The organism is Microvirga mediterraneensis, assembly GCF_013520865.1.
In the GTDB taxonomy this organism is placed as follows: Bacteria; Pseudomonadota; Alphaproteobacteria; order Rhizobiales; family Beijerinckiaceae; genus Microvirga; species Microvirga mediterraneensis.
This window is the reverse complement of the sequence record NZ_JACDXJ010000001.1, coordinates 3,333,628-3,346,593: the sequence shown is the minus strand read 5'-3', so window position 1 is coordinate 3,346,593 and position 12,966 is coordinate 3,333,628. Positions and strand designations below refer to the sequence as shown.

Here is a 12,966-nt window from a genome sequence, read left to right as displayed (position 1 = left end):
GTTTCGGAGGCGGCATGTGCCTGAGGGCGCTCAAGGGCTGCGGGGCTCGACGAGCAGCGTAAACTCGTTCATCCCGTAATCATCGATGACGCGGACGCGAGAGCCCAAATGCTTTTCGCAGAACTGACCCCATCGTTCCGGGCTCGTGCAATAGAGCCCCGTCCGCGCCCTCTGGCCGGATGACGGCAAATGGACGAAATTCACGGCAAAGCCCTTCCGGCTGCTGGTTCGGAGATGCACCAGCGTCGTTTCGATGAGCTGCTCCCAGACCGGGATCGGCTGATCGAGCATGACGTTGAAGATCCCGCTTGCGATGCCGTAATCCGCCAGGCGCGGGCACTCCTTGCCCTGGTGGAACCGGATCGTCTCCCCAGCCCAGCGCTTTCTGGCGCTGCGGACCATGGCGGGCGACAAGTCGATTCCGAGATAATCGACCTGGGTTTGTGAGTGATAGAGCGCCAGATAATCGAGAAGGGCGCCATACCCACACCCCAAATCGTTGAGCGAGAAGGGATTCTCGAAATCGCAGAGCGTGAGAAGCTTTCGGAAGCGCAGCGCCTGCGTCGGAAAGCAACTCCAGTCCACGCCCAGGGGGCTGGGGCCGTGGCGACGAAGCTTCTGCGTGTAGTATTGCCCGACCTGCCCATAGGCCTCGTCGAGTTCGGCGGAGCGACGACTGGTCATCCGGCCTGTGGACTACCTTCGACGAGGGGTCTTTTTCGCCGTTTTGGGCGCAGCCTTGGACGTCTTGGCTGTCTTAGCAGGAGTCTTGCGGGCTGTTTTCGACGCCTGCTGGGTCATCCGAGGGGCCGTTTTCGGAAGCATCGGCAGCGACACGATGATGTAGGGCTGCTCCATATAGAAGAACCCGGTTCTCGAATCTCTCACGACGACCCGGCGCCCTTCCTCGCTGCGGGAATCGTGAGCCTGGAAAAGCACCGGGAGAGGACGGCCTGATTCGAAATTCTCCACCATCATGTTCATGATGCGGTCGTTGCCGTTCACGCCGGGCTCATCGGAATCGTATTTGTCGAGGTCCCCGATGAGCTTGAGCCACCTGTTCCGTGCCCGGGCGTTCCAGAAGCCCCCGAGATTCAGGACGGCGACGCAGTCCCGGAAGGAACGCCCCCTTTGAAAGATCTGGAACTCCTTCTGCAGGACGCCCATCTCCTCGATGCCTCCGAAAGCCTCTCCCGGACCTTGCGACGGGCCGAAGCGAAGGTTCATGAGATCGAACAATCCAGAAATGAAGATATCGTCCTCTTTCATGATGCGGCCCATCACACCCTCCACTGTCCCAATGCGAAGATATTCCGTAAGGACAGATCGCATCAGCCGATAAAATAAATGTCAAGCTTACTTCGATGGGTACTTTGGGGTATCGGAGTATTGGCGCACAAAAAAATGCGTTCCCTTCCTCCTGGCAAGCTCTCCTGAACGTTCGCTCGCAAAAATAGGCTGATCTGTTCTCAATGTCCCTGATCGACACGACGCCTGCCGGATAAAAATGCCTGCCTGCCATTGCGTTGACGAAGAGGTAGGATTAAATAACCTCATCGCTTTCTGACATTATGTTTCATTCGACTCTGGCGATCGCCTTCTCCGAGGAGGAGAACCGGCGAGGCGTGCATCGTCTCTTCAGTCGGTCTTCTTCTCCGACACGCATTCGAAAGTTTCTCGGTACCCCGCGATGGCTGTCGTTACCTTCACCAACAACATGCGGCCTGGCCTCCGCCTGCAGGACTTCTTCACCGCGATCGTGGGCGAGATTGCCTACAGAGTGGAGGATGGGTTGGAAACGGCGACGTTCCAGGTTGATGTCGATCACATGATGTTCGACATCGTCTATCGGGGTTCTGCCATCAACGGGACTTCAGGGCAGGTTTCGTCGATTGAGGTACGGCGCGCCGGGGAGCTGTGGTTCACCTACGGGAGCGGCCCGATTCCGGTCGACTACGATGGCGGGCTAAGGGAGTTCCATCGAAGCGGCGCCGCAGGCGCGACCGTGATCCTGGGGGGCAGCGATCACTTCATCGGTTCCTCTCGTGGCGACTATATTGATGGCTATGGCGGCGACGACTACATCGACGGCGGGGAGGGTGCCGATACGCTGGATGGCGGGGCCGGGAACGATACCTATATCGTCGACAATCGAGATGATCGTGTCTTCGAAGCTGCCGGTGGCGGCTATGACATTATTTGGACGAGTGCCAATTTCGCCCTGGCGATCGAGTCCGAGATCGAAGAACTGAGAGCCGCCACCGGGGCAAACTCTCTGGCTCTGTTCGGTAACGACTTCTCGAATCGGATTGTTGGAACGTCAGGCGGCGACACGCTCGACGGAAAGGGTGGCGTCGACACCCTGGTCGGTGGTGCCGGTGACGATCTCTACCTTGTCGATACTGCGTTCGATGTCGTCTGGGAAGAGGCAGGGCAAGGGTATGACACGGTCATCACATCTGTGTCGTATGCGCTGGGCGACAATATCGAAGTTCTGAAAGCCGCCGGCGGCGACTTCTACCTTAGCCTGACCGGAAATGCGCTCTCGAACGAGATTTTCGGCAACGCGGGCGCAAATGTCATCGACGGCCGCGATGGGGATGATTGGCTCTATGGTGACGGCGGCAATGACGTCCTCTACGGAGGAAACGGGCATGACGTCCTCTACGGAGGAACCGGACGGAATCGGCTGCTGGGGCAGGACGGAAACGATACCTTGTACGGAGGGATGCACGCCGATACCCTGCTGGGCGGCGATGGCAACGACAAGCTCTACGGCGATGCCGGAAACGATTCGCTCGATGGTGGAGCGGGCAACGACACGCTGAACGGCGGCTGGGGACGCGATGTCTTCACGTTCAAGGACAAGCTGAACGCCAAAACCAACGTCGACACGATCAAGGACTTCGACGTCAAGGACGACACGATCCGCCTGGAGAACAGCATCTTCAAGAAGCTCGGCAAGGCCGGAAAGCTGAAACCTGACTTCTTCACCATCGGCAGCAAGGCGCAGGACAAGAACGACTACCTGATCTACAACAAGAAGACCGGGTACTTGTATTACGACCCGGATGGCTCCGGATCCAAGTCCAAAGCCCTTCTCTTCGCCAAGCTGAAGTCCGGTCTCGCCATGACCGATAAGGATTTCTACGTCATTTAGGATGCTGGCTTGAAACCGGCTTGCTCCTGCGCATCTGCCGGACGGACGGCTCTGCTCTTACTGGCAAACATCGACCCAGTCGGCGCCCACGAGCTCGGCCATGCGCTGAGGGTGGATGCGCACCGCCGCATGGATCGAGCCTGCCGCCGGCACCACCTCGTCGAAGGCCTTCAGGGAGATGTCGCAATAGACAGGAAGCGGCGTCGCCAATCCGAAGGGGCATACGCCGCCGACAGGGTGCCCTGTGAGCGTCTGAACCTGTTCCGCGTCCAGCATTGAGGCCTTGCCCCCGAAAGCCGCCTTGACCTTGCGATTGTCAAGGCGGGCCGTGCCGCTGGTGACGACCAGAAAGCTTTTCTCACCAACGCGCAACGACAGCGTCTTGGCAATCATTTCGGGCTCGACTCCGTGCGCTTCCGCCGCCTGGGTGACCGTGGCGGTGCTTGTCGGCATCTCGATGATCTCGATATCCGGCGCCTTTTGGGCGAGGAATGCGCGAACGGATTCAAGGCTCATGGTCGAGAGGCTCCTTGGCTGGAAGGCTGACGCGATCGGCATGCTATGAATGGCCCGCCTGGTGCGATCATCCCAGGATAGCCGCCGCGCCGTCTGCTGTGCAAATGCGTTTCTCTAGCCCTCGCCGTCGGGGTAATCGGCTCCACGGCTCGTTTCCGCCCAGTCCTCGATTTCTGCGAGAGTCTCCCTGAGCTTCTGCCGGATGCCGTCGAGCGCGATGGCCCCCAGAACCAGATGCTTGGGCGGATCTTGCGCCTCGACAGCCTTGATGATCGCTTGCGCAGCGCGGGCGGGGTCGCCCGGCTGCTTTCCGCTGTAGTTCGCCGTGGTTTCGAGGCGGGCGCCGACCGTGCCCTGGTAATCGGAAATCGTCGGGCGCCGCTGCTGCAGGGAACGGCCCGCCCAATCGGTGCGGAAGGGGCCGGGTTCGACACAGGTCACCTTGATCCCGAGCGGAGCGACCTCCTTGGCGAGCGCGTCCGACAGGCCTTCCACCGCATGCTTGGTAGCGGCATAATATCCGGAGCCCGGATAGCCGATGAAGCCTGCCTGCGACGAGATGTTGACGATGTGTCCGTGCCGACGGGCGCGCATGCCGGGAAGCACCGCCCGCATCATGGCGGCGAGACCGAAGACGTTCGTCTCGAACTGCGCGCGGATCTCGGCATCGTCGCCCTCCTCGATGGAAGCCTGATAGCCATAGCCGGCATTGTTCACGAGCACATCGATAGCGCCGAACCGCTCTTCGGCCGCTTTGACGGCGGCGGCGATGTCGTCGTTCCTGGTGACGTCGAGCGGTAGGGCAAGTGCCCTGTCCTCGTACCCCCGAGTCAGGTCCTGAACCCGCTCAACATCGCGGGCGGTCACGATCGCACGCCAGCCCCGTTTGAGTACCAGCTGGGCAAGTTCACGCCCGAATCCGGTGGAGCAGCCCGTAATGAACCAGACTGGATTCTCGTTGAGCGGCATGGGACATTCCTCTTCAGGGCAGGTTCGCGACGGGTGAGATATAGGCTCAGCCCAGAGCAGGGGAACCCCAAGGCTCCCGTCGCGTCGGTGCCGCCACCGGCTTTACATTCGTCCGAAATCGACGAGAGGCTCGTCGTAGATCGCCGTCAGCAGCCTGCCGTCGCCCTTGACCATGCCGCGATACATGCCGGAGCAGTTGAAGGGCAGAGACACGTTGCCCGCATGATCGACCGCCACGATGCCTCCGGAGCCGCCTGCCGGCGCCAGCATGTCGATCACCACGGCACGCGAGGCGTCTTCCAGGGACTGGCCCGCATAGCGCATACGCGAGGCGATCTCGTGAGCGGCCGCGTAGCGGATGAAGATCTCGCCGTGACCCGTGGCCGAAATGGCGCAGGTCTCATTGTCCGCCCAGGTTCCGGCGCCGATCACCGGACTGTCGCCGACGCGTCCCGGCGCCTTTGCGGTCATTCCCCCGGTGGAGGTTGCTGCGGCAAGGTTCCCGTGGCGGTCGCGGGCCACCGCGCCGACCGTGCCGTGCTTGCGCGACTCGTCCTGGTCGTCGGCGCCGCTCTTGCGCATGGCGAGCGTTTCCTGCAGGGCGTTCCAGCGCTGTTCCGTGTAGAAATAGGAAGCCTCCTCGAAGGCAAGGCCCTGCTTGCGGCAGAACTCCATGGCGCTGTCGCCGATGAGGATCACGTGGCCTGAACGTTCCATCACGGCGCGGGCGGCGAGAACCGGGTTGCGCGGACCGCAGATGCCCGCGACGGCACCGGCCGAGCGGTCGCGGCCATCCATGATCGCGGCGTCCATCTCCTGCTTGCCGGCCGAGGTATAGACGGCCCCGCGCCCGGCGTTGAAGAGCGGCTCGTCCTCGAGGGCCATGACCGCGGCCGACACGGCATCGAGCGCGGCCCCGCCATCGGCGAGAACGGCGCGGCCGGCGTCCAGGGCCCGGCGCAGGCCCGCATGGTATGCGACTTCCCGTTCGGGCGTCATCTTGCTGCGGAGGATCGTACCCGCCCCGCCATGGATCGCGAGGGCGAAATCGTTATTGGAGGTCGTGCTGCCGGTCATGGTGTTCACGCTTCGGGTGAGAGGGATTTCAGAGTTTCGAAGAGGCCCGGACGATGATGCCCCGAGCGGCCGGTCATGGAGCTTGCGGCGACGAGCGCATCGAGCACGGCCTCCTGCGTTGCGTCGGCCATGGCTTCGAAGAGGAGATCGATGCGATCCTCGTTGAGAATCCGAAGACCGATGAGAGCCGCCTTCTCATCGTGGGACAGGATGTTGGCGTTGGTAAAGCCGAGCGCGATGTCGCCGCTGCCATGCCCCCAGAAGGATCCCAGGCGCGCCAACCCGACGCCGGAGCGGCGGATGACGCGCTTGAGTTGCCGATCGCTCAGCGGAATATCCGTGGCGGCAACGATGATGATGGAGCCCTTCTCCGTCTGCTTCCCGTCTGGGGCGCTCGAAGGCGAGACGATCCTGCCGTCGGGCAGACGGAGGTCTCCGGAGCGCCCGAAATTCGACAGGACGAGCACACCGAGGTGAAAGCTTGAACCGTCGAGGTCCAGACGGCGGGAGGATGTGCCGATTCCGCCCTTGAATCCGAAGGTGCTCATCCCGCAGCCGGCTCCTACGGAACCGACGGCGCATTGCGATGATGCGGACTCCAGGGCAGCGCGGGCATCCGATTCGGTGATCGCCAGTGCCTGAATGTCGTTCAGGTAACCGTCATTGCACTCGAACACGACCGGATTCACGGTGGCGGTCTCGCGGCCGATATCCGGGTTCCGCGCGATGGCATGGCGCACGAGAGCGGTGCAGCAGGTGCCGACCGAGAGCGTATTGGTGAGGAGGATCGGCGTCTCGATAGTGCCCAGCTCCTCCACCTGCACCAGGCCCGCGCTTTTGCCGAAGCCGTTCAGGACATGAACGGCCGCGACGGGCTTCTGCCGATAAAGATTTCCGCCATGGGGCACGATCGCCGTCACCCCGGTGCGGACATCGCCATCGACCAGCGTCCGATGCCCGACCAGCACGCCTGGGACATCGGCAATGCTGTTGAGGGCGCCGGCGGGCAGCGTGCCGCAGGCGAAGCCGAGGTCCCGGGCGCGGGGAGGGCGGCTCATAGGGCGCATTCCGCCTTAACGAAGGCGGCGATCTCCGCGTGGGTGGCGACCCAGACATCCGAGCGGCGGGTAACCTCCTCGAGAAGCTTTTCAAGAATCCAAATGCGGGAGCGGTAGCCGGTCACATGCGGATGCATGGTCAGCAGGAAGAGCCCGCCTTCCTCGTAGGCCCGTTCGAACTCACGGAAGAAGATGTCGAAGACCGCGGTCGGCGGCGTATGCGGGCGCAGGCCGTTGAAGCGATGCATGTTGAAATACACCGCGTCGTCGCGGATCCACTCCACGGGAAGCTCTACGATGCCCGTGGGTTCTCCGTGTTCCACCAGTTCGTACGGATCGTCGTCGGCCATGAGCGATGAATCGTAGAGGAGCCCGAGCTCCCGCTCGATACGCAACGTGGTGGGGCTGAAATCCCAGGACGGAGTGCGCAGGCCCACGGGACGTACGCCGGTGATCCGCTCCAAGGTGTCGGTCGCGCGGCACATCAGGTCGCGCTCGATCTCGTAGGGCAGCTGGCTGTTGAGCTCGTGAATCCAGCCGTGGATGCCGATTTCGTGACCTTCCGCGACGACCCTGCGCTGCTCGTCCTCGTAGAGGAGGGCCGCGACGGCGGGAACGAAGAAAGTCGCCTTGGCATCGTATTTGGCAAGCGCGTTGAGGATACGCGGTACACCCTGCCGGTTGCCGTACTGTCCCTGAGACATGCGGCCGATGGATTTGCCGCCATCGCGCAGTTCGTTCGTCTCATGGTCCGAATCAAAGGAGAAAGCGACGGCGCAGCGGGCGCCGTTCTTCCACTTGGCGGGCTTCATGGAGCGGCCGGCGCGTACATGGTCCACCTTGCCGCGCCATGTCTGCTCGTCCCAACGCCAGGGCTGGCTGCTGATATCGTCCATGGTTCTTAAAATCCTTCGTTCAATATCTGTCTACTCGGGCCCAGCTCAGGAGCGTCCGCCATCGGCGGAGATGATCTGCCCTGAAATCCATGAGGCCGCGTCGGAAACCAGGAACAGGACGGCGTTGGCGATGTCCTGCGGATGGCCCAGGCGTCGTGTATGGATGCTCTCTACAAGACGAGCCTGGCCTTCCGGGCCATAGCTCTCCCACTGGCGCTGCGTCGCCGGGTTCGACAGCACGAATCCGGGAGCAACGCTGTTCACGGTGACGCCGTACGGGCCGAGTTCGAAGCTGAGCTGCTTCGTCAGCCCGACAAGGGCATGCTTCGAGGCCGTATAGGCCTGGATGCCGGTCAGGCTCGGGCGAAGTCCGGCGCCGGACGAGATGTTGACGATGCGACCGAACTTCTGGCGCTTCATGTACGGGGCCACGGCCTGCGAGCACCAGAATGCGCCGTGTACGTTGGCTTCGAAGAGAACGAGCCAGTCCTGCTCGCTCACCTCTTCGATCGGTTTCGCCACCTGCCCGCGAACGCCGCCGGCGCAGTTGACGAGGATGTCGATGCCGCCGAGGCTCTCCGCCATCTCGTCGAAGACGCGGCCGACCGCGGCGCGATCGGCAAGGTCGAGGGTGCGAGTCGCCTTGGCTCCGGCCTCGGCGGCAACGCGCAATCCGGCCTCGTCCAAGTCGAGCGCCCACACATGGGCACCCTCGGCCGCGAGGCACTGGACGATGCTTCTGCCGATGCCCTGAGCCGCTCCGGTCACGGCGACGCGGCGATTGGTGAAATCCAGGATCATGGCGTCAGCATCTCGTCGAGGGTGGACCAGGATTGTTCGCGCCGCCCGTCCTCGATGTCGTGGATCAGTTCGACGAGCCTGCGGATGGCCGGCGTCGGAATGCCGGCGTCCTGGCCGAGGGTTGCGATGATGGCGATCTGCGCGTCCACTTCGGTCTTGCGCTTGCGCACCGCGAGATCGCGCCAGATGCCGGAATGGGTCTTGGCCGTGTGCCGGTTGAACTCGGCCATGTCGGCGACGGAACGGCGCGCCGCTGCCTCGTCGGCTCCCGGCATGAAGGCGTGGGGGTCGAAACCGTTGAAGCCCAGCGGCTTCACGCCACGGGCCTTCGCGACTGCCATGACCTCCTGGCCGAGACGGTGATAGACCGGGAAGTGACGCTCGGAGGCGAGGTTTTCCGACATCGAGGCATTCGTCAGCGCCGTCGCGAACAGCAGCGAGCCGTAGCCGAGCTTGCCCCAGAGATAGCCCCAGATATTGTCGGTGAGCACGGCCTTCGGCTCGAAGATCGACAGCAGGCGATGGTAGTCGCGGATGGAATCCGTCGTCTGCCCGTCAAGCCCGCCGACGGCAACTGCGGCGCGGTTGCCGAAGAGAATGCGGCCGGGTTCGAGCCAGTCGGCACCGAAATTGACGAAGCAGCCGATAGTGCGCTCGGCACCGATTTCTTCGGCAATGACGATCTCGTTCAGCCCATTCTGGGCGGAGAGCACGGTGCCGTCCTCGGCGAGGTGCGGCTTCAGGGCGCGCACGGCCTCGCGGGTGTGGTGTGCCTTGACGGCCAGGATGATGCGCTTGAACCGTCCTTCGACCTCGCTGGGGCGAACCGCCTTCACGGCTTGCCGAAAGGTCTCGACCGGCCCCTCGATGAAGAGGCCGTCGCGGTTCATGGCGTCCACATGCGGCTCGACGATGTCGACGAGCAGCACGTCCTCGCCTGCGCGGGCGAGATAGGCGCCCAGCGTTCCGCCGATGGCGCCGGCGCCCCAGATCAGAATGGTGTTCTCGTTCATTACCAGTTCTCGATCAGCGCGCGGGTTTCTTCGATGGCGACCGCCCAGACGGCGTTCATGTCTTCGTCCGACCGCTGGAAGTAGCCGCCGAAATTGCCTTCCTGGAGGATCTCGCGGACACCTTCCGGGCCGAACGTGCGCATGCGTTCCAGATCGACCATCGGCTTCTGGTGGGAGGGCTGCTCGATGCCGGGCAGACGAGTCCAGGGGAAGTTCTCCATCCAGGAGGCGTGGGAGGCGACCGGGTCGATCTGCTTCACCTTCTCGAACGTGCGCGGCGCATTCCACCAGTTGTGGAACTTCACGCGGCAATCGGGATTCTCGCCCATCCACTCGATCGCCGCCGTCTGCCCGGGCGTATTGCCGCCATGGCCGTTGACGAAGAGAATCCGGCGGAAGCCGGTGCGCTTCAAGGATTCGAGAATGTCGGTGATGATGCGGAGATAGGTATCGGCCTTCAGGGAGATGGTTCCCGGATAAGCCATGAAATAGGGCGTGATCCCGTAGGCCTGCACGGGGAAGACCGGCACGCCCGTCGGGGCTGCGGCCTCGGAGGCCACACGCTCGGCCAGAATGCTGTCGACGGACAGGCTCAGATAGGCGTGCTGCTCCGTGCAGCCGAGCGGAATGACGGCGCGATCATCCGTCTTCAGGTATTCTTCGACCTGAAGCCAGTTCATCTCACTGATTTTCATGAAGGGTCTTCCTCTTGCGTAACGATGGATGAGCGCAATCGCTCCAACACGGGGAGCAGGGTGGCGCGGATGGCATGGGGATCCGGCACGTAGCGGAACTCCATGGCCTGCCGGTTCTTCGGCAGCATCTTCTTGACGGTCGCTTCGGCACCGCTGGCATAGATCGCCACATCGACCTGGGACAGGAATGCCTCCAGATCGGGAGCCGTGATCAGGCGCACGTCCACATCGGACACGTGCGGCGCGAAGCGCAGCACGCCAGGCTTCATCAAGGCGGTGAACTCGGGAAAGATCGACACGATTCCGACACGCGCCATGGGATCGATCATGGCGAGCTGCGCCCTGGTCTCCTCCGCTGGAATGAAGCTCAATCCAACGACGGGAATGCCGGTGGGAACGAGATGCTCGACCTCGCCGCGACGGTGAGCGAGCGTGACGCAAACATCGCAGGGCAGGGGAAAGGTCTCGCCCGCATGGAGGGCGTCGACCGTCGTCACCGTGATGGTATCGCCCGTGCCGAGATATTCCTGAATCCTGTTGGCATATTGTCGTGTCGTGTCGACGAAGTTGCCCACCATGACGAGGCGCAGAGGTCGAGACGGTGTCGGGCCACGCGCAGCGCGGGCATTAACCAGAGAAGAAACGACGGAGGGCGCGAGACCGAGGTTCTCGGCTTCATTAAAGAGCGTTTCGATTCGGTTCTGGATCTTGCGGATCGCGGAAGAGCGCAGACCGTCGCTGCTGTGTCCGTCGCCCACGTAGGTGCCGGCACCCGGCTTCGCCTCGAGGAGGCCGGCTTCGCGCAGTTCGCGGTACACCGTCGCGACGGTCATGTGCGCGATGCCGGCACGCTCCGCCAGTTCCCGTACCGAAGGAAGGCGCTGGCCCGTGGGCAACTCGCCGAGCGCGATGCCGAACTCGATCAGGCCGCGCAGCTGGATGCCGAGTGGCACGGGGAGAGAACGGTCGAGCGCCGCCGCGAGATTGGCAAGAATGCGCTCATCTGGCGTCCGTTCCGTTTCTTTATAACGGGTGCCTTCATAAGCGTCAGGTGTTGGTACAGGTTTGGGCACGGCGCTGTTGACTTTTCGTAACCGAGTGACCTACCGTTCTAATCGATAAGAACACCTTGGACGAAAAGCCAGGGTCTTAGCAAGAGGGGAAGTGAAGTGAAACAAAACTTCAAACTTGGTGGATCGCTCGTCGCAGCCGTCGTTCTCGGAACGGTGCTCTGCGGGTCTGTTTCCGCGCAAACGCTGACCATGGGATTGCGCGCCGGCCCCGACTCGATCGACCCGCATTGGTCGACGCTCGGCAGCCAGGCGGAAGCCCTGCGCCACATCTTCGATACGCTCGTGATGTCCGATGAGAACCTGGGGCTGAAGCCCGGTCTCGCCACGTCCTGGAAGCCGATCGACGATACGACCTGGGAATTCAAGATCCGCGAGGGCGTGAAATTCCATGACGGATCCGATCTGACCGCCGAGGACGTGAAGTTCTCGATCGATCGCATCCCGGTCGTCACCGGCCCCATGAGCATGACCATCTACACGAAGCAGGTCGCGGAGACGAAGGTCGCCGACAAGTACACCCTGCATGTGAAGACGAAGTCTCCCGCGCCGACGCTGCCGAACGATTTCATCCGCCTCTTCGTCGTGTCGAAGAATGTCGGTATGGAGGCTCGCAACGAGCAGTTCAACTCCGGCAAGGCCGCCATCGGCACGGGACCGTACAAGTTCGTGTCCTGGGAGCCCAAGGGCGATCTCGTCCTCGAGCGCAATGACAATTACTGGGGTGGAAAGCAGCCCTGGCAGAAGGTCGTCCGCAAGGAAATCCCGAGCGATCCGGCCCGCATGGCAGCCTTGAAGTCCGGCCAGGTCGATCTCGTCAATTACGTGCCTGCGACCGATTACGCGGCGATGCAGAAGGACAAGTCGGTCGACACCTTCGTGGCCGATTCGGTGTACTTCCTGAACCTCACGCCGAACGTGAAGGAGACCCTTCCGAAGAAGGTTAAGGTCGACGGCAAGGAAATCGACGCCAACCCGCTGCGCGATCCCAAGGTGCGTGAAGCGCTGGATCTCGCCATCGACCGCAAGACCCTCGTCCGCGTCGTGCTCGAAGGCCTGGGGCGCCCGGCCAACCAGCTGATGCCGTCCAACTTCTTCGGCGGCAACAAGAACCTGCCCGAGCGTCCCTACGATCTGGCCAAGGCGAAGCAGCTTCTCGCCGATGCCGGCTACCCGAAGGGCTTCGAGATCGACTTCCACTGCACCAACAACCGCCTGCCCGGCGACGGCGCGGTGTGCGAAGCGCTCTCGCAGATGTGGGCCCGCGCCGGATTGAAGGTGAACGCCAACGCGCTCAACGGCACGGTGTTCTTCCCGGCTCAGCAGAAGGGCGAGTTCTCGCTCTGGATGAGCGGCTGGGGCACGCTGACCGGCGAGGCGAGCTACACTTATGGTTCGCTCGTGCACACGGCGGATCCATCGATCGGCCTCGGCGCCTTCAACAAGCAGGGCTACTCCAATCCGGAAGTGGACAAGCTGCTTCAGGAAGGTGCCCGCACCATGGACGATCCGAAGCGCCGCGCTCTCTTCGAGAAGGTGACGGAGGTCTCCATGAACGACCGGGCGCTGATCCCGACCGTTCAGATCCAGACGGTCTGGGCCGCCAAGAAGGGCATGCTCACGATCCCGGCCCGCGTCGACCAGGAGACCCTGGCCTACGAGATCAAGCCGAAGAGCTGATCGCATCGATAAAAGGCCGGGCGTTTCGGCC

Annotated in this window: 13 protein-coding genes; 2 read left to right on the top strand and 11 right to left on the bottom strand. The window is 62.7% G+C overall.

Going from position 1 to position 12,966, the window contains the following annotated elements; translation table 11 throughout:
* Positions 1-30: 30 nt before the first annotated feature.
* Entirely contained in the window at positions 31-684 is a 654-nt protein-coding gene (locus tag H0S73_RS15780) for a class I SAM-dependent methyltransferase (protein WP_181053039.1), read from the bottom strand.
* A gap of 12 nt (positions 685-696) precedes the next feature.
* Entirely contained in the window at positions 697-1,281 is a 585-nt protein-coding gene (locus H0S73_RS15775) for a hypothetical protein (RefSeq protein WP_181053038.1), read from the bottom strand.
* Positions 1,282-1,759: 478 nt separating this feature from the next.
* On the opposite strand from H0S73_RS15775, the gene H0S73_RS15770 reads away from it, so the two are divergent.
* The gene (locus H0S73_RS15770; protein ID WP_181053037.1) at positions 1,760-3,160 is read left to right on the top strand and encodes a calcium-binding protein; all 1,401 of its coding nucleotides are present in this window, start codon (positions 1,760-1,762) and stop codon (positions 3,158-3,160) included.
* 57 nt (positions 3,161-3,217) lie between these two features.
* On the opposite strand, the gene H0S73_RS15765 is transcribed toward H0S73_RS15770, so the two are convergent.
* From H0S73_RS15765 to H0S73_RS15725, 9 genes are all read right to left on the bottom strand, one after another.
* Entirely contained in the window at positions 3,218-3,676 is a 459-nt protein-coding gene (locus tag H0S73_RS15765) for a YbaK/EbsC family protein (protein WP_181053036.1), read from the bottom strand.
* 114 nt (positions 3,677-3,790) lie between these two features.
* A complete protein-coding gene (locus H0S73_RS15760) occupies positions 3,791-4,645 on the bottom strand; it encodes an oxidoreductase (RefSeq protein WP_181053035.1) in 855 nt (284 codons plus the stop codon).
* Between the two features lie 102 nt (positions 4,646-4,747).
* Positions 4,748-5,722 (bottom strand): isoaspartyl peptidase/L-asparaginase family protein, encoded by a 975-nt coding sequence (locus H0S73_RS15755; RefSeq protein WP_181053034.1) that lies wholly within the window; start codon positions 5,720-5,722, stop codon positions 4,748-4,750.
* 5 nt (positions 5,723-5,727) lie between these two features.
* Entirely contained in the window at positions 5,728-6,780 is a 1,053-nt protein-coding gene (locus H0S73_RS15750; RefSeq protein ID WP_181053033.1) for a DmpA family aminopeptidase, read from the bottom strand.
* Positions 6,777-7,676, bottom strand: a complete 900-nt coding sequence (locus H0S73_RS15745; RefSeq protein WP_181053032.1) for a polysaccharide deacetylase family protein — start codon at positions 7,674-7,676, stop codon at positions 6,777-6,779. Before H0S73_RS15745 ends, H0S73_RS15750 begins: the two co-directional genes overlap by 4 nt.
* A 45-nt stretch (positions 7,677-7,721) precedes the next feature.
* Positions 7,722-8,477, bottom strand: coding sequence for an SDR family NAD(P)-dependent oxidoreductase (locus tag H0S73_RS15740; RefSeq protein ID WP_181053031.1), 756 nt, complete (start codon positions 8,475-8,477; stop codon positions 7,722-7,724).
* Positions 8,474-9,490: a ketopantoate reductase family protein gene (locus tag H0S73_RS15735; protein WP_181053030.1), complete on the bottom strand. Its 1,017-nt coding sequence runs from the start codon at positions 9,488-9,490 to the stop codon at positions 8,474-8,476. The genes H0S73_RS15740 and H0S73_RS15735 overlap by 4 nt, the downstream gene beginning before the upstream one ends.
* Complete coding sequence (locus tag H0S73_RS15730; protein ID WP_181053029.1) at positions 9,490-10,185, bottom strand: creatininase family protein; 696 nt, start codon at positions 10,183-10,185, stop codon at positions 9,490-9,492. The genes H0S73_RS15735 and H0S73_RS15730 overlap by 1 nt, the downstream gene beginning before the upstream one ends.
* The gene (locus H0S73_RS15725; RefSeq protein ID WP_181053028.1) at positions 10,182-11,258 is read right to left on the bottom strand and encodes a GntR family transcriptional regulator; all 1,077 of its coding nucleotides are present in this window, start codon (positions 11,256-11,258) and stop codon (positions 10,182-10,184) included. The genes H0S73_RS15730 and H0S73_RS15725 overlap by 4 nt, the downstream gene beginning before the upstream one ends.
* Positions 11,259-11,354: 96 nt before the next feature.
* On the opposite strand from H0S73_RS15725, the gene H0S73_RS15720 reads away from it, so the two are divergent.
* Positions 11,355-12,935 carry an ABC transporter substrate-binding protein gene (locus H0S73_RS15720; protein ID WP_181053027.1) on the top strand — a complete coding sequence of 527 codons (1,581 nt, stop codon included), beginning with the start codon at positions 11,355-11,357 and terminating at the stop codon, positions 12,933-12,935.
* Positions 12,936-12,966: the final 31 nt, after the last annotated feature.